Origin of the sequence: Novosphingobium rhizovicinum, assembly GCF_040813635.1 — a bacterium.
In the GTDB taxonomy this organism is placed as follows: Bacteria; Pseudomonadota; Alphaproteobacteria; order Sphingomonadales; family Sphingomonadaceae; genus Novosphingobium; species Novosphingobium rhizovicinum.
Genome location: NZ_JBFNXR010000021.1, coordinates 152465 through 176231, shown reverse-complemented (window position 1 = coordinate 176231; position 23767 = coordinate 152465). Strand labels below are relative to the sequence as shown.

Annotated in this window: 21 protein-coding genes and 2 pseudogenes; 3 read left to right on the top strand and 20 right to left on the bottom strand. The window is 63.5% G+C overall.

Annotated elements, in window-relative coordinates; translation table 11 throughout:
* Positions 1-33: 33 nt before the first annotated feature.
* Together ABUH87_RS05525 and ABUH87_RS05520 are read left to right on the top strand one after the other, a co-directional pair.
* Positions 34-816 (top strand): annotated as a pseudogene (locus ABUH87_RS05525) (TraB/TrbI/VirB10 family type IV secretion system protein); the annotation flags it as partial.
* The gene (locus tag ABUH87_RS05520) at positions 813-1034 is read left to right on the top strand and encodes a DUF2274 domain-containing protein (protein ID WP_367770861.1); all 222 of its coding nucleotides are present in this window, start codon (positions 813-815) and stop codon (positions 1032-1034) included. The pseudogene ABUH87_RS05525 and the gene ABUH87_RS05520, both read left to right, overlap by 4 nt.
* Before the next feature lie 317 nt (positions 1035-1351).
* Here the strand turns inward: ABUH87_RS05520 and ABUH87_RS05515 are convergent, their stop codons facing one another.
* From ABUH87_RS05515 to ABUH87_RS05450, 14 genes are all read right to left on the bottom strand, one after another.
* Positions 1352-2296, bottom strand: coding sequence for a LysR family transcriptional regulator (locus tag ABUH87_RS05515; protein WP_367770858.1), 945 nt, complete (start codon positions 2294-2296; stop codon positions 1352-1354).
* A 231-nt stretch (positions 2297-2527) separates the two neighbouring features.
* Positions 2528-2845: a heme-degrading protein HmuQ gene (hmuQ, locus tag ABUH87_RS05510; protein WP_367770855.1), complete on the bottom strand. Its 318-nt coding sequence runs from the start codon at positions 2843-2845 to the stop codon at positions 2528-2530.
* Between the two features lie 125 nt (positions 2846-2970).
* A complete protein-coding gene (locus ABUH87_RS05505; protein WP_367770852.1) occupies positions 2971-3663 on the bottom strand; it encodes an ATP-binding cassette domain-containing protein in 693 nt (230 codons plus the stop codon).
* Positions 3660-4739, bottom strand: a complete 1080-nt coding sequence (locus ABUH87_RS05500; RefSeq protein WP_367770850.1) for a FecCD family ABC transporter permease — start codon at positions 4737-4739, stop codon at positions 3660-3662. The genes ABUH87_RS05505 and ABUH87_RS05500 overlap by 4 nt, the downstream gene beginning before the upstream one ends.
* A complete protein-coding gene (locus ABUH87_RS05495; RefSeq protein ID WP_367770847.1) occupies positions 4739-5587 on the bottom strand; it encodes a heme/hemin ABC transporter substrate-binding protein in 849 nt (282 codons plus the stop codon). The genes ABUH87_RS05500 and ABUH87_RS05495 overlap by 1 nt, the downstream gene beginning before the upstream one ends.
* A gap of 56 nt (positions 5588-5643) precedes the next feature.
* On the bottom strand, positions 5644-6513 hold the full coding sequence (locus ABUH87_RS05490) for a TonB family protein (protein ID WP_367770844.1): 870 nt from the start codon (positions 6511-6513) through the stop codon (positions 5644-5646).
* Positions 6514-6603: 90 nt separating this feature from the next.
* Complete coding sequence (locus tag ABUH87_RS05485; protein WP_367770841.1) at positions 6604-7197, bottom strand: biliverdin-producing heme oxygenase; 594 nt, start codon at positions 7195-7197, stop codon at positions 6604-6606.
* The gene (locus ABUH87_RS05480; protein ID WP_367770837.1) at positions 7194-8501 is read right to left on the bottom strand and encodes a TolC family outer membrane protein; all 1308 of its coding nucleotides are present in this window, start codon (positions 8499-8501) and stop codon (positions 7194-7196) included. The genes ABUH87_RS05485 and ABUH87_RS05480 overlap by 4 nt, the downstream gene beginning before the upstream one ends.
* A gap of 116 nt (positions 8502-8617) precedes the next feature.
* The gene (locus ABUH87_RS05475; RefSeq protein WP_367772118.1) at positions 8618-9913 is read right to left on the bottom strand and encodes an HlyD family type I secretion periplasmic adaptor subunit; all 1296 of its coding nucleotides are present in this window, start codon (positions 9911-9913) and stop codon (positions 8618-8620) included.
* 131 nt (positions 9914-10044) lie between these two features.
* Positions 10045-11865 (bottom strand): type I secretion system permease/ATPase, encoded by a 1821-nt coding sequence (locus tag ABUH87_RS05470; protein WP_367770833.1) that lies wholly within the window; start codon positions 11863-11865, stop codon positions 10045-10047.
* A 72-nt stretch (positions 11866-11937) separates the two neighbouring features.
* Complete coding sequence (locus tag ABUH87_RS05465) at positions 11938-12528, bottom strand: heme acquisition protein HasA (RefSeq protein WP_367770829.1); 591 nt, start codon at positions 12526-12528, stop codon at positions 11938-11940.
* Positions 12529-12664: 136 nt separating this feature from the next.
* Positions 12665-15703, bottom strand: coding sequence for a TonB-dependent receptor (locus ABUH87_RS05460; RefSeq protein ID WP_367770826.1), 3039 nt, complete (start codon positions 15701-15703; stop codon positions 12665-12667).
* 130 nt (positions 15704-15833) lie between these two features.
* Positions 15834-16808, bottom strand: a complete 975-nt coding sequence (locus ABUH87_RS05455; RefSeq protein ID WP_367770823.1) for a FecR family protein — start codon at positions 16806-16808, stop codon at positions 15834-15836.
* A 105-nt stretch (positions 16809-16913) separates the two neighbouring features.
* Positions 16914-17414 (bottom strand): sigma-70 family RNA polymerase sigma factor, encoded by a 501-nt coding sequence (locus ABUH87_RS05450; protein WP_367770820.1) that lies wholly within the window; start codon positions 17412-17414, stop codon positions 16914-16916.
* Positions 17415-17835: 421 nt separating this feature from the next.
* Here ABUH87_RS05450 and ABUH87_RS05445 point away from each other — a divergent pair, with 421 nt between their 5' ends.
* Complete coding sequence (locus ABUH87_RS05445) at positions 17836-18189, top strand: hypothetical protein (protein WP_367770818.1); 354 nt, start codon at positions 17836-17838, stop codon at positions 18187-18189.
* On the opposite strand, the gene ABUH87_RS05440 is transcribed toward ABUH87_RS05445, so the two are convergent.
* The 6 genes and pseudogenes from ABUH87_RS05440 to ABUH87_RS05415 form a co-directional block, all read right to left on the bottom strand.
* A complete protein-coding gene (locus ABUH87_RS05440; RefSeq protein ID WP_367770815.1) occupies positions 18165-18398 on the bottom strand; it encodes a hypothetical protein in 234 nt (77 codons plus the stop codon). The genes ABUH87_RS05445 and ABUH87_RS05440 overlap by 25 nt on opposite strands.
* Before the next feature lie 67 nt (positions 18399-18465).
* A complete protein-coding gene (locus tag ABUH87_RS05435) occupies positions 18466-18789 on the bottom strand; it encodes a helix-turn-helix domain-containing transcriptional regulator (RefSeq protein ID WP_367770809.1) in 324 nt (107 codons plus the stop codon).
* A 4-nt stretch (positions 18790-18793) separates the two neighbouring features.
* The gene (locus tag ABUH87_RS05430) at positions 18794-19132 is read right to left on the bottom strand and encodes a type II toxin-antitoxin system RelE/ParE family toxin (protein ID WP_367770806.1); all 339 of its coding nucleotides are present in this window, start codon (positions 19130-19132) and stop codon (positions 18794-18796) included.
* Between the two features lie 55 nt (positions 19133-19187).
* A pseudogene (locus ABUH87_RS05425) lies at positions 19188-20452 on the bottom strand (tyrosine-type recombinase/integrase).
* Positions 20453-20743: 291 nt separating this feature from the next.
* Positions 20744-21805, bottom strand: coding sequence for an aldo/keto reductase (locus ABUH87_RS05420; RefSeq protein ID WP_367770803.1), 1062 nt, complete (start codon positions 21803-21805; stop codon positions 20744-20746).
* 337 nt (positions 21806-22142) lie between these two features.
* Positions 22143-23546 carry a DUF2254 domain-containing protein gene (locus tag ABUH87_RS05415; RefSeq protein WP_367770801.1) on the bottom strand — a complete coding sequence of 468 codons (1404 nt, stop codon included), beginning with the start codon at positions 23544-23546 and terminating at the stop codon, positions 22143-22145.
* Between the last annotated feature and the right edge of the window lie 221 nt (positions 23547-23767).

Here is a 23767-nt window from a genome sequence, read left to right as displayed (position 1 = left end):
GCTGCATCAACGGCCCCGGCTTTTCCAATCAGCCAGGAGCGCGACGCCGCCCGCATGAGCGGTGTGTTTCTCGGAGGCGGCGGCGCAGAGGCGGGAGCGGCCTTGCCGCAGGTTGCGGCCGTCCCGGGCGCGCCTGCCATTCCGCAGGAAGTCGAAATGGTGCAGGGCGACCAAGGCGCAAAGCGCGCCTTCATGGCGCAGGGAGCCAACCAGCGGACGGTCAGTGTCGAGCGGCTTGTTGCCCCGGCATCGCCGAACATCGTCCAAGCCGGCAGCATCATCCCCGCCGCCCTTATCACCGGCATCCGTTCCGACCTTCCCGGCCAGATCACGGCGCAGGTGACAGCCAATGTATACGACAGCCCGACCGGCCGCATCCTGCTCATTCCCCAGGGTGCGCGGCTGATCGGCGAGTATGACAGCGAAATTGCGGCCGGGCAGACCCGCGTGCTTCTCGCATGGGATCGGCTGATCTTGCCGGATGGGCGCTCGATCGTTCTCGAGCGCCAGCCCGGCGCGGATGGCGCTGGGTTCGCGGGATTACAGGACCGGGTGAACCAGCATTGGGGCAATCTCCTCAAGGCGGCAGCCGTCTCGACCGTGCTCGGCGTAGGCGCCGAACTGGGCGCGGACAGCGAGGACGACCTGACCCGCGCGCTGCGCCGGGGATCACAGGACACCATTAATCAGACCGGCCAGCAGATCGTGCGGCGGCAGCTCAATGTGCAACCGACCCTAACCATCCGGCCGGGCCATCCTCTGCGCGTGATCGTCACCCGCGATCTCGTGCTCGAACCGCTTGGAGCAACGCGATGATCAGATTGAAGCTAGGACCGCTTGCCGACGATCGGCCGGTGAAGCTCGCCGTGGAGCTGCCGGCCGCCGTCCATCGCGATCTTGTCGCCTATGCCGCAGCCCTCGCAGCCGAGACAGGCGGCCAGCCTGCCGCGCCCGAGAAGCTGGTTGCGCCCATGCTCGCCCGGTTCATGGAAACTGACCGCGGCTTTCGCCGGCACCGCGCGCGGACAGACTGAGGCAGAGCGAGAAGCGTCAGTTTCCTAAAAAGCGCTTCAGGCGGTCCCGGCCTTCCGCCTCGATAACAGCCTGTTCGGCGTTGGAGCATTCGTCGCCTCGGACGGAGCCCTCTGCGCAGCGCGTTAGGACCTGCAGCGCTTCGTCGAGATGCGCCGCGAAATAGGGTTTGCCGCGGGGCTCGGCCATTGCTTGAGAAACCGGCGCCGCAGCGGAGGCGGCCGTTGGCGCGCTCGGTGCGATGACGGGCGGAGCGTGAAGCCCGCGCCGAAACCGAGGACCAGCGCGACGAGCACGACGATCCATGCCTTTCCTCGGATCATGACGGTTCCTTTTCTGATGGTTGAGCAGCCTGTGGCCCCGAGCCCGAGGGAAGCGAATATCTGACGGCTACGAAATCGAGGAAGCGACGCAGCACGGGGTTCTCATTGTCGTCGCGCCAATAGCCGGAATACCCGATCCGGCTGTGGCCGTTGGGCTCATGAACCTCGCGGAACAGGACGCCCGGCACCTGAAGGCCGGCGGACGATTCCGCGAAGATCGCAAGGTGGCCGCCGAGCGCGATTGAGCTGATGACTGTATCGCGCCCGATATCGTCCACGTCGATCTCGGGTGTGTAGCCAGGACTTCCGAGCTTCCGCAGCAGCAGGTTGCGCGTCTCAGGGCCGGGGTCGCGTTCGGTCAGAAGGAAACGATCGCCGGCAAGGTCTTGCCAATGGATGCTCTCACGGGAGGCGAGCGGATGAGTATCCGGCATTACGACCAAATGGCGCTCGCTCCAGAGCGGCCGGCTCTTCATGCCCGGATAGGGCCGCTCCCCGATAATGATCGCGATGTCGAGCAGGCCGCTCTCGATGCCGGCCAGAAGCATGTCGCGGTCGCGCTCGAAGCCGCGCACCCTCACACCGGGAGAGCGCTCACTGAACTCGCGCAAGGTGGCGCGCAGGTTGCCGGCCGAGAAGGACGTGTAGAAGCCCACCGCCAGCCGGCCGGCCTCGCCTCTCTGGGTGGCCCGGACCCATTCGTTCAGTTCCTCGAACTCCTTCACGATCCTCTGCGCGATGCGCAGATAGGTCTTGCCGTTCGGCGTTAGGCTAGCCCCGCGCGTCCTGCGGTCGAACAGCGTCATCCCAAGCCGCTTCTCCACTTCGATAATGTGGCGGCTGAGAGTGGCCTGTTTGATGTTCATGCTGCGCGCAGCTCGGCTGAAGCTTCCCGCGTCTGCCGCGGCGATCAGATAGCGGAGCTGGCGCAGCTCAATCATTCACGGGAGGCCGATCGAAATGGGAACTGCATGCTATAGATGTGTTTCACGGGCTTTGCCTCTGCAGTGTTCGACTGCTCAAAGTTGGATCATATCTATCCGTCTTTCCCGCCGAGCTGGCCTTTTCCTTTTCACTTCCCGAAGGCAGCAAAAATACGCAGCATGAGATCTGCCTATTATCGGTTCGGAATAACCGTCTCTTGCTTCAGCAGGACCGCCTACGTTCACTGACTATGCCGGCAGCACCTCCTGCAAAGCAGTAAAGCCTTCGAACTCTGGATGTGTCAGCGTAAGCTGTCTGCCGCTTCCAGCGCCAGCATGCGCCGCGCGAAACTGCTCGGATCGCGTCCATGCCTCAAAGTCTTCCTGAGACTGCCAGACAGTGTGCGAGGCGTAGAGGACATAATCGTCACGCTCGGGGCCGCGCAGCAGGTGAAAGGCGACGAACCCCGGCACCGTCTGGAGCAGCACATCGCGCTCCAGCCAGCGCCGGGTAAAGGCTTCCTGCTCCTCCGGTTTCACCTTGAAGCGGTTCATCGCGATATACATGGGAACTCCTTTCGGTCAGGATTTGGCGATCGGCCTCGCCATTTGGGGCAGCACGAACGGCCGGTCGAGGGGCGTGCGGCCGGGGTTGAGATCGACGTCGAACAGCTCGGCGAGCAGCGGCCCGGTCAATACGGCTTGCGGCGTACCATCTGCAATAACGCGGCCCTGTTTGAGCGCGACGATCCGCGTCGCAACGCGCGCTGCCCAATTGAGATCATGCAGAACCAGCAGCACCGTGCCGGCGGCTGCCGCATGGGCCTGCGCCACGTCGAGGACGCGGAGCTGCTGCGCGGGATCTTGCGCGGCGATCGGCTCATCGAGAAGCAGTGCGCCAGGCGGTCCCCATCGGCCCCGGCGCGGAGTTGAACAAGTACACGCGCGAAATGGGCGCGCTGGCGCTCGCCGCCCGAGAGGGTGCCAACGATGCGATTGCCCCAGCCTTGTAGCGCGACGTCGCCAAGCGCGTCGTCGATCCAGGCACGTTGCACCAGAGGCGATGCGCGCCCGACGGTAAGTCTGAGCCCGAGCCGCACCAGTTCATCGACCGTGAAACCCTCGCCGCCGTCATGTGTCTGGCTCAGTACCGCGCGTCGCAACGCGAGCTGGCGTGGCCCAATGTTCGCGATCGGCGTGTTATCGATCAGGACGCGCCCCGACGTCGGCCGTGTTGCCCCGCTGACGAGGCGGACGAGCGAGGACTTGCCGGCGCCGTTCGGGCCGATCAGCACCGTGGTCTCGCCGCGTCGAATGGTCAGATCGATATCGTAGACGAGCGTGCGGCCGTTCGCCTCGAGCCGGGCCTGTTCGATCCGGATCATAGCCGCGCCATCCGTCCGCCGTCGCGCAGCAGCAGCCAAAGGAAGACGGGGGCGCCGAGCAGCGCGGTGATGATGCCGACCGGTACCTCCGCGGGCGCCGCGATCGTTCGCGCGAGTGTATCGGACAGCACGAGCAGCATGCCGCCCAGCATGGCGCTGGCGGGCAGCACGAGGCGATGATCCGGCCCGACGAGCAAGCGCACGAGATTTGGCACGAGCACCCCGACAAAGCCGATGATGCCCACGGACGCCACGGCCGCGCCCGTCAGCGCGGCGACACCGAGCAGCGCCAGATGCTTGGCGCGTTGCACGTCGGCGCCAAGATGAAAGGCGTCCGCCTCGCCCAACAGCAGCGCATTCAGGCTCGAAGCCAGAAAGCAGATACACAGGGCGCCGATACCGAGGAACGGCAAGGCCGCTCCGATTCCCGTCCAGGATGCGCCCGACAGGCTGCCGAGCGTCCAGAAGCTCAGATCACGCAGCGCCCTGTCGTCGGCCATATAGACCAGCAGGCCCGTGAACGCCGCGCAGAAGGCGGCGAGCGCGATCCCGCCGAGCAGCACGGTGGCGATCGACGTCACGCCCTCGCGCGTGGCGAGGGCATAGAGGATGGCGGTGCCCAACAGCGCGCCCAGCAGCCCGGCGAGCGGCTGCGCCCAACGGCCGAGCGGCTCAAGCAGCGGCGCCAGCGCGCCGCCGCCCAGGACGATGACGATCGCGGTTGCCAAGGCAGCGCCGGCGGAAACGCCGACGAGGCCGGGATCGGCTAGCTGGTTACGGAAAAGTCCCTGCATCACCGCGCCCGAAGCGCCGAGTGCCGCGCCGGTGGCGAGGCCAAGCGCCAGTCTTGGCAGGCGAATCCCGCTCAGGACGAGCAAGCCGATTTCTTCATCCGGCGAAGGTGCGCGCCTGGACCAGGCCAGATCGAGCAGCCCTGGCAAGTTCCCAAGCCCCGTATCCGTCGCCCCCAGGTCAAGCGCGAGCAGGCTGGTGACGAGCATTCCGATCGCCAGCAGAAGGAACAGGGTGGCCGCATCGAGGCGACGATGGCCCGTCTGTTTGTCTCGCGCCCGCATCAGATGGATTGCAAACGCCGTGCGAGATCCAGCGCAGCGGCGGGCGTGCGCGGGCCGAGGCCAAGCAGGTAGCTTCCGTCCATCTTGATGAGTGCGCGACGCCGGCCTGCCGGCGTCAGGCGAAAGCCCGGCGTGTCGAGCGCGCTAGTATCGATGCCGGGACCGGCATGGTCCATCGCCAGCACCGCGTCGGGCGCCAGCGCGGCCAGGGCCTCGCCGCTGACCGGCTTATAGCCGTCGAGCGCCCCCGCCGCATTGATGCCGCCGGCCAGCGTGATGATGGCATCGGCTTCCGTGCCCTTGCCGGCGACCATCGGTCGTCCATTCTGCAGCGACAGCACGAACAGCACCCGCTTGCGCGGAGGATGAGCGCGCCGCCAGGCCGCGAGTTCTTGAAACCCCTTGTCGATGCTTGCCGTAAGCCGCGCGCCCTGCACTTGGGCCTTGAAGAGCGTGGCGAGCTGGCGGACGCGGCCGGTCACGGCTGCCGGCGACAGCGTGTTGTCGATCCTGACCAAGGAAATCCCCGATGCGCGCAGTTGTTCGAGCGCCTGCGGCGGTCCTGCGTCCTCCATTGCAAGGATAAGCGTCGGCCGCATTGACAGGACGCCTTCGGCCGAGACGGCGCGCATATAACCCACACTTCGCTTTTCCCTCAGTGCCACAGGCGGATATTGGCTTGTCGTATCGACCGCCACGATTCTGGCCTGCTGGCCCAGCGCGTAGAGGATCTCGGTGATCGCACCCCCGATGCAGACCACGCGCGAGAGATCCTGTTGGCGTGCTGGGGCGGCCGCCGCTGCGGTAAGCGGGCAGAAAACGAACAGCGAAGCGCCGCCGACGAGCAACTCGCGGCGGTCAAGGTGCGGAATGATGGAAGCGGTCATGAGCGGCTTTCTGTGTGCTAATTAAGGAAATATTCGACCGGGATCGTCAATTCGACCGTATCGGGCCGATCCGCCGGAATTGCGGGCAGCGGTTGGGCGCGCTTGAGCGTATCGAGTGCGGCCGTATCGAGCGCCGAGACGCCCGAGCTGCGCACGACCGCGGAAGACAGCACGATGCCGGCGCGGTTCATCGTGAAGCGGATGGTGGCGACGCCTTGCTGGCGCGCGGCGCGCGCCCGCGCCGGATAGCGGCGGAACCGTTCCAGATGCGCGAGCAACTGACCTTCCCAGTTCGGCTTTGCATCGTTCGCAAGCCTGTTGACTGACGGGGCCGCGATGCTCCTGGGCGCGGTCGTTTGCGGGACCGGCGGCCCCGGATCGACCAGCTCGACTGGTTCGCTCTTCTCACGCACGCTTGGCGAAGGAATGGGAAGCTGGATCAGCGGTTGCGGGACCACTTCGGCGACCGGCTTGGGCTTTGACTCCTGCCTTTCAACCTGCTCCGGGCCGGGGGCCACATCCTTGACCGGCTCAGGTGGCGCTTCGAGCGGCGCCAGTTCCATGACCGTCAACGGCCGGGAGGTGGACGCTACAGGGGTATGAACGGCGTGCCAGGTGAACAGGCCGGCCGCGAGTACCAGGCCGAATATCGCCGAAGTTCCTGCAAAGCCGACAAAGCGCGTGCTCCAGTCCATAGGCCGGTCGCAATAGCGGCCTGCGTTCGATCCGATGGCAGCGACAGGTGCGACCAAAGACGGCCTCTCGGGAATCGAGTCTGATCGTGGGCTTTCGTCCGGATAATAGGACTTCAGCACGACATGGCCGGCAAAGATGCCGTCATATTCGTTGGCGGCGGCGAGCCGGCGCATGTGGCTGTCGCGCTTCATCGGGTTTTCTCCCGTCGGCAGCACCGGCCCCTATGGCCGCATAGCCATGCGCGCAGGGGTTCTCCTGCGCGCATGGCACGGGATGCAGGCTCAGCCGATGCGGGCATCGACATGTGCCTGCACGCGCGCGAACGCATCTCTGGCGCCAGCGACGGCGCGGCTCTCATCCTCTTGCGTCAGAGACACCGCATCAAGCCCGGCAACGAAGGCGCGCCAGTGCGGCGCCGGACCTTCGGGCGCGGGGGCGAGATGCCTTGCGCCGAAATTGTCGGAAAGTCCGATCTTCGCGGCTTCCTTGCGCAGCAAGGCCGCGCCCATATTCGAGCCTTCGGCGACATAGAGCCAGCCCAGCGCGGTCGGAAGGTCCATGGTGTCATCGGCGGCGAACACCGGCGCTTCATCCGCGATGGGTCGGCTCACGCCGAGATCAGCGAGGTCCGCCTCCACCAGGGGAAGGCGCCGACGCTCAGCGAGGTCGGGCAACAGCGCTAGCAACCGCGCATCGCCGTAAAGCGCGTCGACGTCGCGGTGGAACAGATATTGCACCGCGAGAAAGCCCGCATAACGCTCCCGGGTTGCGAAGGAGGCGGCCGACATGATCGAGCGATCGACGCCTTCATGGACGTCGTTGGTCGCGGCTTTCAGACGTTTGGCGAGGGAATTTTCGATCGTCATGGTGGTCATTCGGTGGTCCCCTTTGGTGTAGAAGCTGGTGAAGGTGATGGCCCGGCGAAGCACGCCCCGACCCGATCGATGTCCGCATCGTCCAGCGTGCCGGCCTGCCAACGCAGCGACAGCCATGCGAGCAGATAGTCGTAGTGCGCGCGAGCCAGGTCACGCAGCGCCTCGAGCCGCTGTCGTTCCGCGTCCAGGGCGTCGAGATTGGTGCGTTCTCCGCCGACGATGCTGCGCTGCGTGGCGCGCACCCGTTCGGCCGCAGCCGATGCAGCCCTCGCATAGGCGTCGATACGCCGCGGGCTCATGTCGACGAGACTATATTGTTTCTCTAGATCGTCGCCGAGCTGGAATGTCGCGGCGTCGAGCTGATAGCGCGCCTCATCGAGCAAACCGCGGGCCTGTTTTGTGGAGGCAGCGACACCGCCGCCGGAGTAGAGCGGCAACCGGAGCTGGATACCTACGGTCGCGGTTCTGAAGTGCTGGCCAATGACATTTTCGCCATCGGACTCCGATGTGCGGTGACGGGCAAAGGCCGCCACCGTGGGAAGGCCTGCCGCCCGTTGCTGTTGGACCTGCCGCTCCGCGACCTCCACCATGCTGCGTTGGGCTGCCAGTTCCGGATTATGGGCCAGCATCCTTTCCTTCCACAGGCCCAGCGGCTCAGGCGGACCGGCGAGCGGAAGGCATCGGTTATCGAGCCCAACGGGTGATCCGACAGAAACCGGACCGACCAATAGCTGCAATGCGTTTCGTGCGGTTCGCAGGCGATCACGCGCCTCGATCACGCGGGCGGCGGCAAGGTGCTGCTGCGCCTCGACTTCCGCGCGATCGGTGCGGGTTCCCTCGCCGAGGACAACGAAGCGTTCGACACGCCGGAGATCCTCTTCGAGCGCCCGCGAATGTCCTTCCGCGAGGCTCAGGTCATCGATGGCGTAGAGAAGATCGCTGTACGCCTGAAGCACGCGCACCGCGAGAGCCTGATGTGCCCTCTGCTCGGTGAAGCGTCCCGCTTCCGCCCGCGCCGCGCCGGCTTTGTAGCGGGCGCCTGCCGCCGCATTGAACAGCGTCTGCGACAGCATGAAGCTCGACGAAAAGCTATTGTAGGCGAGTTCCCTTGTGGAACTGCCTGGCGGGCCGTCCTGCGTGATATCCGACCAGTTGCGAGCTCGATCATAGCTGTAGCTAAGATTGGGCCGCAGCGCAGCGCGTGCGATTGCGCGTTCCTGCGCATCCGCTCTCCCCCGGGCTTGCGCTGCAAGCCAGGTAGGATCGGCTTCCAATGCCAGCGCATAGGCCTGGCGGAAGTCCATGTCTCCGGACGGCGCCGAAGGGCGCTCGCTAGCGCCCTGACCCGACATTGCCTGGGAAAAGGCGGGAGCGTGCGGCAACAAAAGACTGGCAAGTATGAGGAATCGGAGCCTTCGCTTCACTGTTCCCCCCAGGCGGTCCGCATCCGATCGAACAGCGGCTTGAACAGATAGTTGAGCAACGTGCGCTCGCCGGTCCTCACGAACACCTCGACGGGCATGCCAGCGCGCAGCGGCTGATCGCCGAGCTTCAACCGCGCCAGCTCGTCGGCGCCGACGCGAATGCGCACGCGATAGAAGGGCTGACCATCCTTCTCATCATCGAGCCGGTCGGCCGAGACCTGCTCGACCTCACCCAGCAGGCGGGGCGTCTTGCTGGTATCGAAGGCGGTGAACAGAAGATCGACCGGGAGACCGGCATGCACCTTGTCGACGCTGCTCACCGGCAAATGACCTTCGACGATCAGCGGTGCCGCATCAGGGACGATCTCCATCACGCGCTGGCCCGGTTGAACGACGCCGCCGACCGTATGGGCGGCGAGGCCGACGATACGGCCCGACGCTGGCGCGCGGAATTCGGCATTCGCCAGATCGAAGCGAGCGGCATCCCGCTTCGCGGCAAGCGACTGTGCTTCTAGCCGTGTATCGGCCAGCTCGCCGCGCACCTCTTGCTGCCACGCCTGTCGCCGCTGGTAGAGGCGCGATTGCAATTCCGCCGCCTGTCCGCGCGCCTGTCCAATACTCCCCAGGTCGCGGGAAATATCGCTCTGGATGGAGGCGCGCAGGCGCTCGGTCTCAAGCAGACGGTTGCGCGGGATATAGCCTTCGGCCGCAAGCTGGCGCAAATTCCCGGTCTGCTCGTTGATCGCGACCAGTTGTGCGCGCTTATCGCCCAGCGAAGATTCCAGGCCTGCAACCAGGGCGCGCTGCCCGCCAAGGGACTGTTCGATGCCGATCAGCTCACCCTGCAGGGCGGCATGCCGGCTCGCGAACAATTGGCGCTGTAGCGCCACGGCGCCGGTGACATCGGGATCGGGACTTTTCTCCAGTTCCGGAGGAAATGCGGGCGCCCCAAGACCATCGCGCTCAGCCAGCAGACGCGCTTCCTTCGCGCGCGCGGTGGCGAGCTGGATCTCGACGCTTTGCGTTTCCGCGCCGACGCGCGTGGGATCGAGCCGGATCAGGACGTCGCCTGCTTTGACCCGCTGGCCTTCCCGCACGTTGAGGGCGGCGACGATGCCGCCTGCCTGATGCTCGACCGCCTGTCGGTTCCCCGTCACCATGACGACGCCGGGCATCGGCACACCATTGTCGAGGGGAGCCAGGGCCGCCCAAAGCACGAACCCGCCGAACCCGATGATGAGAAGCCACCAGCCAAGACGGCCCGGTCGCGGTCGCTCTCCGTTGTCGGCCATTTCTTCGCGGACGAGATCGTCGTCCGTCGGCACCATGTCCTGCACGTCGGTGCCGACGCCTCTGCGCAGGATGCGTCGCCACTGCGCCCAGGCCCCGCCTTGAAGTTCGGTCTCGCCAGTGTCCATCATGGTCACACCCCGCTCGGCTTGCCATCGAAGGCCGCGCCGGCGGCCCCGTCGGCGTTAAGTGCGGCGCTGCCGATCGTGCCGGGCATCGACACGACTTGGCCACCTTGCGGCGGGGCGGATTTGGATGCGGCCCCGCCGCGCATTCTGGTCAAGACTTCAGCAGTGGGGCCGAACGCGTGGGCGCGACCGCCGCCCAGCACGAGAAGCTTTGTCGTCACTTCCAGGACTTTCGGACGATGGGTGATGAGGATCGTCGTGACCCGCTTTTCGCGCAGACGGGTCAACGCCTCGACAAGCGCCTTCTCGCCCGCTTCATCGAGGCTGGCATTGGGCTCATCGAGGATGACCAGACACGGATTGCCGTAAAGCGCCCGCACGAGTGCGATCCTTTGGCGCTGCCCGCCCGACAAACCCTGTCCCCCCGGGCCGAGCCTGGTGTCATAGCCATTTGGCAGCGTCAGGATCATGTCGTGTGCGCCGGCGACGACCGCGGCGTCGGTGATCTTCACCGGATCGGCATCCGTGTCGGCAAAGCGCGAGATATTCTCCGCAACCGTGCCGGCGAACAGCTCCACTTCCTGCGGCAGATAGCCGACATGAGGGCCGAGCCGCTCGCGATCCCAATGCAGGATGTCCGCGCCATCGAGCCGCACCGTGCCGGCGCGGGTCTTCCATACGCCCGCGATCAGGCGGCCGAGGGTCGATTTCCCGGACCCCGAGGGGCCGATAATCCCCAGCATGTCGCCCTTCTCAAGGGCAAATGTCACTCCCAGCACCGTAGGCGTGGCGTTCGGCACGCCGGGGGGCGTCGCCGAAACCCCTTCCACGCGCAGATTTCCGGTCGGAGCCGGTAGAGGCAGGCGGTCCGGCCTTGCGGGGTGAACGGAAAGCAGCGCGCGCAGTCGCTCCCACGACAGCCGCGTGCTTGCCCACTGGCGCCAGGCTGCGATCATCTGATCGACCGGCGTAAGCACGCGACCCATCAGGATCGATCCGGCGATCATCATGCCCGCGCTCATGCGGCCATCGATCACCAGCCATGCCCCAAGGCCCAACACCAGCGATTGAAGCGCAAGCCGGAAGGTGCGGGAGATCGCGCTGATGAGTGCGCTGCGCTCGCTCGCCAATGCCTGACGCCGCACATAACCGCGATGTGGCCCGCGCCATAGCCGATAAAGCCGGGCCAGCATGCCCATGGATTCGATGGAATCCGAGTTGCGAAGCTGCATTTCGACGCTTTGCATTGCTTGGACCGAGAGCGCGCCCGCCTGCTTCAAAAGGTCATGCGACAGGCGGTCGTTGAGCCAGGCAAGCGCGGCGAGGATGATGATGCCCGCGAGCGCAAGCGCGCCAATCAGCGGGTGAAACAGGAACATCACGATCAGGAACAGCGGCGTCCAAGGCGCGTCGAAGAAAGCGAAGACCGCATTGCCGGTCAGGAATTGCCGGATCGCGTCGAGATCGCGGGTTGCTTGGGCGGCATTGGACTGCCCTCCGGCAAGACCGCGCTCGAACGCCGATTGATGAACGCGGCGCGCAAGCAGATCGTCGATCCGCGAGCCGGCATGAATAATGACGCGGCTGCGCGCATATTCCAGCGCTCCCATCAGCGCGAGGAGCCCAATCACCATGACGGTCAGCATGCCGAGCGTGAAAAGATTGCCCGACGCCAGCGCGCGGTCATAGACCTGCAGCATGTAGAGCGAGGGCGCGAGCATCAGCAGATTGGCCGCGGCGCTGAATGCCGCAACCGCGCGAATGCTGCCGCGCATGCTCAGCACGGCGGCGCAGATTTCATCATGCCCGATGTCGGTCTGCTTCATGGAATCTTCCGAGACGACAGGTCGGGGCGGCGGCCAAAGCCGCCGACCCTCCCATTCGCGCTTGTTGGGGGATCAGGCGGCGAGCAGCAGTTCGGATTCCGCCAGCAGCGACGATCCGGTCAGCTCGGCGAGCGTGTCCGTCACATCGACGCCGAATTCGGTGCCGAGGACGCTTTCGAGGCCCGCCGGGTCGCCCTGCATGAGGCCGTAGATGGCCACATGCAGCGGATTGTCGTGACCGTCAGACAGGTTGCCGACGAGGCCGCCGTCGCCTGTGAAATCGAGGCTGAGGAACAAATCGTCCGCCGCACCATCGTCATCGCTGTCGAAATAGAGGTTAAGCGTGTTGGCGGTGCCGAACAGCGTGTGGGCATCCGGCCCCGCCGGCGTGGTCGGCGTGACGGCCTGGCTGAAGTAGTAGTAGAGATCGCCTGACACGACGAACTTGTACCCTTCGGCGTCACTGCCATAGGTGTAGGACGTGCCGCTGAAGCTGTCGTGCCACGCCGGGTTCGACACGCCGCTGGGATTGGAGAAAAATCCCGTATTGTCGGGATGCGACCCGGTGTAGAGACCAGTCCAGGTCGAAAGGACGGCGTCCAGTTGACTGTCGAGGTCGTGACTACCAGGCAGATTGTTTTCATTTGCGGTGAATGCAACCATCGTTCTTCTCCTGCTTATGCTTCAGGCAATTGCGGTGAAGGCTCATTCCTTCATCGCGGCTCGGAGATGACGCCGATGCCATCTCCCATGCGGGAAAAGCCCCGCATGTTCGCTTCGCGGCCGTCTTGCTGTGCCGCTAGAACTTCACCTCAATGCCCCCCGTGATTGTGCGACCGGGAGCGGCGACCTTCGCAAAGAAGTCGCTCTTGCCGTCGATATATCGGCGGTCGGTCAGGTTCTCGATCGAGGCGAAGAAGCGCGCGCGGCGGCTAAGCGTGAAGCTCCCGAACCAGTCGAGCGTGGTGTAGCTTGGCCAGAAATCCTGCGCCGCGTCGTCCTGCCAATACCATTTGCCGGCGCCGCTGTGGATCAGCCGAAAGCCGGTATCGAGCTTGCGTTCGAACAGGCGAATACCCAGCGTCGCCGTGACTTTGTCGGTAACATCGAGACCGACGCTGTTGAGCACGCCGGAATCGACGGTCATGCTCTCCAGCCAAGCCTGCCAGGTTGGAAAGCCGGCTGCGATCGCCTGCTGCTGCTGCTCCGTCAGGCTGCCATTTTCGAGTGGCTTGTCGTATCGGCTGACCCCCACCCCGAGCGGGAATAGATCCTGCACAAAGCGCTCATTCGTGTGGGTGTAGATCGTTGCAGCGACACCGGCGTAAACAAAGCCGGCGTCATAGCGGGCCTCGATCTCGAACCCCTCGAACTTCATCGGCGCTCGGTTGTTGACGAACATGACGCGCCCGAGACCCGGCTGCATCGCCGTATCACCGGGCAGATTGTTCGCGAGGGACGTGATGAGATAGTCGCGCGCCTTGGTGCTGAAGAAGCCGACCTTCGCGAAGAAGACGTCGTCGGTTTTGAAGACGCCATTGAAATTGATGTTCGCGCCGAGTTCCCAGCTCGTGGTCTTCTCCGGGTCGGCATAGGGATTGGGGAACATATTGGCGATGGGATCGCCGGGATGCCCGCCCACCATCAGCGTTTCGTTGATCGCCGGGGGCCGCCAGGATTTCGCCCAGCTTCCGTAAAGTTCCAGCCAGGATGTCGGTCGAATCGCAGCCGAGAAGGAGGGCAGGAAGCGGCCTTCCGAGCGATCGATCTTATAATCGTAAAAGCCCCGAGAATCTTGCCATCCGGGTGTCCATTGGGGATTGTTCCAGTAGCCCCTTCGAGGGCTGAAAACGGTTTCAACGTAGGCAGCGGTCGCTGCCTCCCCCTGCTCCTGCGCGATCCTGCAAACTTCTCGGTTCGCGACGGCAATGGTTCCGTCGCGGCCAGGTCGGCATGTTCTGAAAAGAAACCTGTCAAACCTCGTGTTGTAAACGCTGGTGACGCCCAGAACCTGCGTGGTGCCGGTCAGCCAGTAGTGCTCGTATCGCAGCCCTGCCCCGAGCGTGTAGAGATCATTCTTAACCTCGAAATTGGCGAACAGGCTGCCCATCGAGCGGCGGCCGCGCGGGTTGAGCGTGTCGCCCCGACCATATTGGTTATAGGTGTCGATTGTCCGACCCTTATAGTCGATCGTCACATCCGAATGGGTGCGGTCCTGAAAGAATTCGCCGCCATAATTGGCCGTCAGCGTCGTTCCGCGGCCGAGAGCGAAGGTCGACCTATTGTCGAGTTGGGCGCCATAGGTCCGCGTGCGAAGAAGCTGATCGGTTCCATAGCCTAAGCCGCAATTATCGACCCAGCTCGCCGGGATTTCCTCGCGCTCACAATATCCGCCGGTCCAGGCCGTATCGACGAGGAAAGCTTGTGTCGGATCGTCGGGATAGTGCGCGTCGCTGTAATTGCGATTGCGGGTGTTCGAGACGTAGAGCTTGAGCCGCAGATCGATCCAGTTGCTGTCCGGCTTCCAACTATAATCGAACGCGAAATTCTCGCTGCCAATCTTGGAATGGCCTAACCGGCGCCAGGGCGACCCCTCTTCGTCGACCTGCGTTCCAAGGCTATCGCTCACATTGTCATATTCGATCCACGTCCCGAGATAGCTAAGCTGAAGCTTGTGATCCCCCAGCGTCCACTTCACCTTGCCAAGGCCGGATTCCTGAAGCTGGCTCGCATATTTGATCCGGTTCACCAGTTCGGTGCCGTCGGCGCCCTGGATCGAGGGATAGTCGAGGAGTTCCGGCCCCTTCGTGCCTATGTCGTAGTCGCCGATGTCACGCCGCGAATAGGCGGCCACGACTTCGAGATTGTTGGTCAAACGGCCCGCGATCGCGGCGCTCCCGAGAAAATTGACGCCGTTGCCTTCCCCGCCCAATCCGGTGCTTCCGCGCAGGCGGGCGCCGATCTGATCGTTGTCGCCGTCGAGAATGTCGTCCGGACCGACGGTCTGGAAATCGACCGTGCCGGCAATTGCCCCCGTGCCATGGACCGTATTGCGAGGCCCACGCTCGATGACGATTCCGGAGATCAGCTCCGGATCGACATACATCTGTCCGTTCCGGCTTTGGTGCCCGTTCTGCACGAAATTCTGCCGCATGCCGTCGATCATCATGTTGACGCGGCCGAAGTCCTGCATGCCGCGTATGTTGACCGAGAGACCGGGGTTGAGGCGGTTGACCGCGCTCGTGACGCCGGGAACCTCGGTGATGAGGTCGGCGGCGTGCCGAGCCGGCGTGCGATCCATTTCCTCGCGCGTGACGATGCTGACCGCCCGAGTCGCCGCGAAAATCTCATCCGCGCCGCCCGCAGCGCCCCCGGCGCCGACATGGCCGTTGCGGCCGATCCCGCCGCTCCCAGCCTGCTCGCCCTCGACCCTGAGCGGCCCGAGGACGGTTGCACCATCCTGACCCTGATCGGCGGCGGCAGTCGAAACCCGGTACAGGGAGACGATCCGGCCCTGAATGCGGCCCGCATAGCCGGTTGACGCCAGGAGGCGATCCAACGCCTGCGAGGGAGTCATCGTGCCTTTGACGCCCTGCGTCGAGAGCCCACGGACCTGATCCGCATCCATGCTGACCTGAAGGCCCGACTGCCGACCAAAGTCCGCCAGCGCATCGACCACCGATTGAGGCGCAATATCGAACGACCGGGATTCCGAAGTCGCCGTTTGCGCTTGCGCCGCCGCCGGCAAGGTCAAGCTGGCCCCGGCCACCGACGCAAGCAGCGCCCCCAGGAGAAGCCGCCGCTGTTGAATAGTCCCGAAAGTTCCCCCCGAAATCACCTAGCCCATCCTTTTCGCCGAAGTTGCTGCTCAAACCGAATCGCTAATGCGAGTCAGTTGCATAACCTCAACGTTCGGGCTCAGACGGATTCCGGAAAAAAATGGAGGGCCGGCTATTTTTTTGTGGTTGCTATCCGACCGTCACGATCCGCAACCACGGAGAGACCTGCGAAACCGTGACCTTATGCGCCCTTGCGAGAGCCTCCAGCGCCCGATCGGAATGACGCAGATCATAGATGCCGCTGACTCGGCGGCTCTTGAGGCCTGGCCCTCTCGCGATGATGTAGCCGCCATACCAGGGACGGATGCGGTCGATTACCTCGTCGATCGACTGATCGTTGACGATCGCCACGCCATCCCGCCAGCTCGCTACGCGGTCGGGGCGGATCGCGCTGCGTGTCGCCTTGTCGGCGCTTAGGGATAGCGATTGGCCCGCCGCCAGTACGATCCGCCGCGTGCCGTCGGGCTTCGCCACCGCCACGCGGCCGCGCTGGACCGAGACATCGGTCCCGGACTCTTTGCGGCGCACCGAGAAGGCGGTGCCCAACACGGTCACGGTGCTGTCGCCCGCTATGACCCGAAACGGTCGCGCTTTGTCGTGGGCGACGTTGAACCAGGCTTCGCCTTGCAAGAGGGTAAGGGCTCGGCCGTCGGCAGTGCTGCTAAAGGCAATGGCCGTCGTCGGCGCGAGATGGACGGTGCTGCCATCCTTGAGCCCGACGACCCGAAGTTCGCCAGTGCCGGTGATTTCATCTGAGCGAAGCTGAAGCGCGAGATACGGCACAGCGAACCATGCAAGACACATCGCCATCGCCAGCGAGGCGAGCGTCCTGGTCGAAGGGAAACGACGCAACCGCACCGCCTGTGCTGGCGAAGCCGACATTTTCGGCTCGCTCTGAAACAACGGACCGATGGCCGACATCAGGCCCGACACACGGTCAGTTTCTTCCCATGCGGCCAAATGCGCCGGGCTGGTCGCGAGCCAGTCTATGAATTGCACGCGCAGCGCCTCATTGTCCGGCTCGTCGTCGAGTTGAACCAGCCAAGCGGTGGCCTGATGACTGAGATCGCTCCGCATCCCGTCCACCTCCGTTTCCCCGCTCATCCCGTGTCCATTTTTGCTACCGGCGCGCACGGCGCGCGCTTTCCATCGCTATACGCATTCAACGAACGGGGTTTCTGCAATTCCGGAACTTTCTCACAAGAAGGGTCAGTGACGTCGCCGTAGGACCTTCTTGCAGTATTCGACGGCTTCGATCACTAGCTCGGACGCAAGGCTTTTCGATATGCCAAGTTCCTCTGCGATCTCGATGAGCTTCATGTCCTCAAAGCGGTGCATTTCAAAGGCGCGGCGAGTCCGGGTCGGCAGCCTCGCCATGGCCGTGCGGAGAACATCGAGTTCGTCCTTCGCTTCCGCACGGGCTTGTTGCGAAGGCTGATCGCTTGGCACTAATTCCGTTGCCGCAGCCGCGCTAACTGCCAAGAACCGATTCTCACGTCCTTGCCGGCGCCGCCGGTCCAGCGCCAGATTATGGACGATCCGGAAGAGATAGCCGTTGGGCTCTTCAAGAATTCGCGCACTAGCGGTGGCGCGGAAGCGCAGCCAGGCATCCTGAACCACATCTTCAGCTTCGGCGGGATCGCCTGTGATCCTTGCCGCATACCGGAGAAGGTCCGCCTGTGCCGCAAGAAATACCTGAAGGGTATCCATTCTAGACACCCGATTCTGAGCCTCCCGGACTGCTGATTGCGCCGAGCGGGTGAGTAGCAGTTCCTCTTTTGCGAACCAATCGCAAATAGCGCCGCCTGGGAACGAGTGATCGATCCATCTAATGAGTTGCCATGCGGTGAAGCGGTCTGCCGTTACCCTGCCGAGCGGCGCAGCTTCCCCGGAAGCTACCGGCTGAGGTGTCTGGCAGATGATCGAGTTGGTGTGTCCATCGAATTCTTGCTCGCTAGGCCGCCGATGAGCACCACGGCAGATGACCGACACCCCCATCTTGCTCCGGTCATCAACAGTAGCTATCAAGTTGCGAACGACTCGCATTAAGCGACATGAGGGGATAGCGCAGAAAGGATCGACCGTGACTCGCCATTTCCCGCCGCCGACCACCAGCGACACGACCGCGCCCGTGGCGATCCTGATCGACGCGGCGCGGTGCTGGCGGAAAGCCTGCGATGCCGGCGATCCCATTCAGCCTTGCCTCTCGCGAACGCTCGCCGCGCATGACTGCGCGATGCTCGCACCCGTGCTCGATAGTCTTTGCCTGCTTTACGAATCCGCGCTCGGCCGGCCGATGACAGTCGGCGAAGCGCAAACGTTTTCCGAAGATGAGCGACTGCTGCTCGGCCTGGTTGACGGCTCACGTCCGCGCGCCTGCCTCGGCTGCGCGCAGGCCGCAGCGCATACCCTCGACTGCGCGCTGTGCTCGACGCGGGTCATGCTCACGCTGACGCTCGGCTACCCGGCGTTGACGCTCCAATGAGCGGCCCGATCGCCAGCATCGACGAGCTGGAGAGCGTGATCGGCAAGACGCCGGGCGCGATGCACCTCAAGGCCATCGATCATCTGGATGCCGGGGCTCTGCGCTGGATCGCGGCCGCACCGCTGATGTTCGCTGGCTTCGGCGACGCTGCGGGCATGAGCGTGACGCTTGGCGGCGGAGCACGCGGCTTCGCCCAGGGCACCGCACACGAGCTGCGCCTGCCGGCCGCAGCGCTCGACGATCCTGCGCTGGCGCGGCCGGGAGGTAGAGCGTGGGTCAGGCGGCCTCGACCACATGGGCCTCGATCGCAACACCAAGGCGCTTACGTACTGCTCCGAAGATAGCCGCGAGATTGTCCATGCTCGGATTGCCCTTTTCCGACAGCATCCGATGCAGGCTCTTGCTGGGCCGGTTGGTCTCGGCCGCCAAGGCTTCAAATCCAACCGATGCATTTACCAAATCACGCAAAATCAGCCGTGCGATATGCGGTTCGCCATTGAGAAAGGCCGTCGCAGCCTCGTCAAGCATAGCCTTGGCGAAAGCGGGATCGCGAGCGGCGCGCTCCTTGACCGTTTCTTTGAAATCCCGTGTCAGCACCATGTTGCTATTTCCTGGCCTTCTTCGCCGTAGCCGTGCGGCCCTTATACTCGCTCAATAATGCAGTGGCCTCGTTGATATCGGCCTGCTGCCGCTTCTTCGTTCCGCCGACGAACAGGATGATCAGCTCATTCCCGTCCTGCGCCAGATAGAGCCGATAACCCGGTCCCCAATTGATCCGATATTCTCCGAGCCCGCCGCCGACCCATTTGACGTTCGACAGATTGCCCAGTTCCAGCCTGACAATCGCCGTTGCAACTTTGGCAGCGGCCTGAGAATCGAGATTATCGAACCAGGATCGGAACGGGCAAGAGCCGTCTTCGCGGATATACTCCTGTACGATCAACTCACAGCCTTTCAAGTAACGTATATGTTACCATTTGTCTAGCCCCCATTGTCGCTCAGGCCACGAGCCGCAGCCGGTCGAGCTTGGCGGCGCCTGGGGCGAGCAACTTGGCGATTTCGTCGGACGTGCGTCGTACAGCCAGCTTCAGCGCTTCATCGACGTGGATGTAATCCTGCGTCACGTTTTGCGAAGCATGTCCGAGCATTGCGCGGATCGTCAGTTCGGAGAAGCCGAGCTCGGCAGCGATGCTCGCAAAGGTGTGCCGCAGTACGTGGGGCGTGACACCCGTGATCCCAGCAAAACCGCAAACGCGCTGCAGGCAGGCGCTCACAGCCGTGAAGGGACCGTCGCCCGTCGTTGCCGCAAACACAAAGGGATTGCCGACGATCCGAGGCTGCGCCACGATCACCTTGATCGCTTCCGGCCCGATCGCCCGGACCTGCTCGCCGGTCTTGGTGTCGGGAAAGGCGACGAAGCCGCCCATCGGATTGACCCATTCCCGCTGCATGGCTTGCCCTTCTTCGCGGCGATACCCGGTCAGAAGCAGCAGCCGGATTACAGCGATCCCGGTCGGGCTGATGCTGCTGTTCCGCATAGACCATAGCCTTGCCCATCGTCGATCTCAGCGATGCTCAGGCGCCTTGTTCGCTTGTCTCCGGCGAGTTTCTTGGCGCCCTTGGTCGGATGCTCGACGAGCAGGCCTTTATGCTTTGCATGTCCCAGGATCGCCTGGATCGTGGTCAGGCAGCGCGCCGCGACACCACGGCCGCCGGTCGCCTTGCCGCCGCGCCCGCCAGTGCGAGCCTTGCCGGTTTTTCCCTTCGCAACATCGTCCTGCATCGCTTCGACATCGGCAATCGTCAGATGGCGGGCGATGCGCTTGCCAATCAGTGGGTTGATATGTGTCCGAATCCGGCTCTCATCCATCGCAAGCGATGATTCCTTGATCGGCCGGTTTCGGCGGCCAAGGATTCTGCCTGCGCGCGCTTCGGTCAGATACCATTCGCACAATTCAGCGACATTCATCTCGTTGCGGGCGCGGCGCGCGTCTTCGGCGGGGTCTTCACCGGATGCCACCGCACCGAGTTTGATTTTTGCGAGATCGCGAGCCTGCTCCACTGTCAGCACGCCGAAGCGGCCAAGATTGACTCGGCGCTTGATGCCTTCGACGTTTCGATACTGGATGATGAACGTCTTGAGCCCTGACGGCAGCACCCGAATACCGAACCCACGGATCTCATTATCCCACAGGACGAACTGTTTTTCAGCAGGGGGCTTGAGCGCATCGATCGTGCGCTTGTTCAGCTTGGCTGTAGGCATTGCCGCCTCCATTTGGAGACAAAGCTCCGGAGAGCACCTTTTGTCTCCACATTGTCTCCAGAATACGCCGTTTCGGGGCGAACTGCAGGATATGGCGGCGAAGAAGAAAATTAATATCTATTTGAAATAGCGCAGAAAATAGTATAACAGAAAACTGTGGCGTAAGGTCAGAATCGAATTGCCAAGGTTGGGGTCGAGGGTTCGAATCCCTTCGCCCGCTCCAGTTTTCCGACATCGAAGTTTGGAGACGCGCTTACCCATAGGTGAGCGCGCCCGTGCTGCCGCAGCTCTCTAGTCGCGGCTGGCCACTTTGACGTTTCCAAACATCATGCCCTCTGCCGGACCTTTAAGTATGTCCATCGGGAAGACCGGCGGGACTGCGCTGACCTCGTCCAGCCTCGCGAGTTGTTCAGGCGTTATGTCGACGTTGAGAGCGCCAAGATTGTCTTCCAGCTGAGCGGGTGTGCGCACGCCGATGACGGGAGAGCACACGACAGGGTTGGCGAGTGTCCAGGCCACGGCGAGTTGCGCCGGAGTGCAGCCGATCTCTTTTGCGACTTCCACCACCCGATCGGCAACTCTGAGGTTTTTCTCGTTCAACTTGCCCGTAACCGCATTGATCGCCTTGCGAGAGCTGATGTCGGTCATGTCCCCGGAGCCCAGGTCAGCCCGGGTATATTTTCCGGTCAGCAAACCCTGTCCCAGCGGAGCCCAGGGAGAGACGCCCAGCCCCATCTCCAGCGCCATGGGAATCAGTTCCCGCTCAACCGTGCGCTCAACGAGGCTGTACTGAATCTGCAGAGCGCAAAATTGGGTCCATCCGCGAAGTTCGGCGATCGCCTGCATGCGCGATGCTTGCCAGGCTGGCGTGTCGGACAGGCCGATATACAGCACCTTGCCCTGCCGGACCAGGTCGTCGAAGCTCCGCAGGATCTCGTCGACAGGCGTGCGGAAGTCCCACATGTGAAGATAGAGCAGGTCGATGTAGTCCGTACCCATCCGTCTCAGGCTGTCCTCGACCGAGCGGACCATATTCTTGCGATGGTTTCCGCTCGCATTGGGGTCGCCGGGCCTGGTGGTCAGCGAATACTTCGTCGAGATCACGAGGCTGTCGCGCCGATCCTTGATCAACTCGCCCAGCAGCATTTCTGACTGTCCGAGCTGGCCATAGAAATCTGCTGTGTCGATGAAGTTGCCGCCTCGCTCGATGTACGTGTCGACGAGTTGTCGTGCTTCTTCGTCACTGCTGCCCCAGCCAGCGCCGACGCGAAACGTCATCGTGCCGAGCGCAAGGGGGGATACGCGGAGACCTGAACGCCCGAGCAGGCGGTAATCGTCGAGTTGCAGCGGCACCTTATTCTCCCTTGGTGTTTGTTCTCATTTCGCCCCCGTCGAGCGCTGCGCAGCCATTCGCGTGAAGGGTGGAGTAGCGGTGTTTCTTGTCGCCAACCTCCCTTCGCAAGGTCTTCCTCGTGTCTCTACGGGCAACCGTGCCGCCTAGCCATGTCTCAAGACGCCAGGCGTCTTGTCCCTTTGTTCATGTGTTGGCGACGGCCCACTTATGTTGAGGCTGGATGGCTGGAGGCGGAGAGGCGACGGACATCGCGGGCCGGGATTCGCGCTCATGCGCTGCAGGATCAAAGAGCCTGGGCCGCGGTCCGGTGACGGCTGGCGTGTTCAAGCGCCCTTTTCAAGCCGTTCCGCTGAGCCAGTTCGCCTGCATTGCATCCATGGCAGGAGAGCCGTCCGCAAGGCCTCTGTCGATCAAATCCTTCAGTGCTGCCCCTCGACGTCTCACTTCCTCTATGGCTTGGCCGGTGAGCGCACAGTCTGCCATGTCCAGAAGCCACTGCGCCTCTGCCCTGACTGCCGCAAGTTGCATGCGGTTGGAGCAAGCCACCGCCACTCCGCCGAGCGTTCGCAACATGTGCAACGCGGCCGTCATGTCGGTGGCTGCATACTGACGCAGCGCGCCGAACGCGCGCGCCATGTAGTCGTCAAAACCCTCGGGCTGGGCGATCACTCGGATAGTTCCGTCTTTGTCCGCTCGTTCGGGCTGCGGAAGGTGGCGACGAGCGATTTCGGAGGCGCCTGCGCCCAGCCAGTCAAAGCAGGTACGCGCTGTTGCCGGATCATTCACGCCTGGAGACAAGGCGCGCGCAGCGATTTCCACCAGTTCCTCGATAAGAAAATCGAGGTCGCCGAAGGGAGTGCGTTTGTCGCCAACGGCGTAGCTGGCACGCAGTCCGTCCGCAGCCTGCCGCGTCACCCGTTCAGCAGGCCAGGCCTGCAACAGCGTACGGCCGGCGTGGAGGTAATCTCCCGGTCGATAGCGCAGCCGCACCACCAGATCATAGCGTCTTGCCTCTTCCATCAACTTGTTATCGTCGACGGCCTCGATGTAGCCGGTCGCACTGCCGGCAATGCTGGCCACGCGCTGGTCTTCACCCCGGCCGGATAGCGCCTCCGCAGCTTGAGCCACCCGGTGCTCCACGTGCTCTTCGAACTCGGCGCTTTGCCCGATGAATTGCGGGAAACGCTTGTCCACCGAGTCGATCAACTGGCGCCCGATCCGCGCCGCAACGTTGTTGATGTGGATCGACTGCGGCACGTGATGGATGAAGTAGATGAGTACGCCGATGGAGGCGAGGCCGAGCAGCATGCCGATCATCACGGCCAGTTGGGGTACGAACTCCTCGTCTCCGCCACGAATGGTGCGCAGTACGACCAGGCAGTAGAGAAAGGTCGCTATGAATGTGCCGAGTGTGACCTGATTGCCGCGGTCGGTCATGAAGTTGGTGAGCAGTCGCGGACCGTACTGGCTCGAGGCGTAGGACAGGGCGACGATGGTAATCGAGAACACGACGCCTGCAACGGTGATCATGGACCCCGCGATCGTCGACAGGACTTCGTGGGCCCCGTCGGGCTTTGCGCTTTGATACCAGCTGATCCCGTTCAGTAAATCGCTGGCCGGTCCGGAATCGAGCCAGACAGTGAGCGCACCCAGCAGGATCGCCAGCGAGGCCATGATGCTTGGGATGAACCAATAGCTCGCCCGCACCACCTCGACGAAAGCAAAGAGCCGTGACCGCATGAGGGTGAGACGCTTTACAGGCGTGTTTGTGCCCGAAGCAGGTTTGCAGAAGGTGCCACACAGTATGCCTTGCAGGGTGCCTTCGGCGATCCTACAATGTTCACACAGTGATCAGGCTACTTTCCGCCCTGTTTGTCGCGCTTGCGATGTTCTGCGCGCCCGTGGCGATGCATATGGCTGGCGGAGGGACCGCTCGCGCTGCGGTGACAGAGATGTCCGGT

Excerpts from the sequence above, each read along its gene's own strand:
- ABUH87_RS05505 (WP_367770852.1), bottom strand. The coding sequence starts at position 3,663 with ATGATCCGGATCGAACAGGCCCGGCTCGAGGCGAACGGCCGCACGCTC.
- ABUH87_RS05465 (WP_367770829.1), bottom strand. The coding sequence starts at position 12,528 with ATGGTTGCATTCACCGCAAATGAAAACAATCTGCCTGGTAGTCACGAC.
- ABUH87_RS05435 (WP_367770809.1), bottom strand. The coding sequence starts at position 18,789 with ATGGTGCTGACACGGGATTTCAAAGAAACGGTCAAGGAGCGCGCCGCT.
- ABUH87_RS05475 (WP_367772118.1), bottom strand. The coding sequence starts at position 9,913 with ATGGCCGACAACGGAGAGCGACCGCGACCGGGCCGTCTTGGCTGGTGG.
- ABUH87_RS05520 (WP_367770861.1), top strand. The coding sequence starts at position 813 with ATGATCAGATTGAAGCTAGGACCGCTTGCCGACGATCGGCCGGTGAAG.
- ABUH87_RS05455 (WP_367770823.1), bottom strand. The coding sequence starts at position 16,808 with ATGAGCGGGGAAACGGAGGTGGACGGGATGCGGAGCGATCTCAGTCAT.
- ABUH87_RS05485 (WP_367770841.1), bottom strand. The coding sequence starts at position 7,197 with ATGACCACCATGACGATCGAAAATTCCCTCGCCAAACGTCTGAAAGCC.
- ABUH87_RS05515 (WP_367770858.1), bottom strand. The coding sequence starts at position 2,296 with ATGATTGAGCTGCGCCAGCTCCGCTATCTGATCGCCGCGGCAGACGCG.
- ABUH87_RS05450 (WP_367770820.1), bottom strand. The coding sequence starts at position 17,414 with ATGGATACCCTTCAGGTATTTCTTGCGGCACAGGCGGACCTTCTCCGG.
- ABUH87_RS05470 (WP_367770833.1), bottom strand. The coding sequence starts at position 11,865 with ATGAAGCAGACCGACATCGGGCATGATGAAATCTGCGCCGCCGTGCTG.
- hmuQ (WP_367770855.1), bottom strand. The coding sequence starts at position 2,845 with ATGTATATCGCGATGAACCGCTTCAAGGTGAAACCGGAGGAGCAGGAA.
- ABUH87_RS05490 (WP_367770844.1), bottom strand. The coding sequence starts at position 6,513 with ATGAAGCGCGACAGCCACATGCGCCGGCTCGCCGCCGCCAACGAATAT.
- ABUH87_RS05480 (WP_367770837.1), bottom strand. The coding sequence starts at position 8,501 with ATGGACTTCCGCCAGGCCTATGCGCTGGCATTGGAAGCCGATCCTACC.
- ABUH87_RS05500 (WP_367770850.1), bottom strand. The coding sequence starts at position 4,739 with ATGCGGGCGCGAGACAAACAGACGGGCCATCGTCGCCTCGATGCGGCC.
- ABUH87_RS05415 (WP_367770801.1), bottom strand. The coding sequence starts at position 23,546 with ATGCGGTCACGGCTCTTTGCTTTCGTCGAGGTGGTGCGGGCGAGCTAT.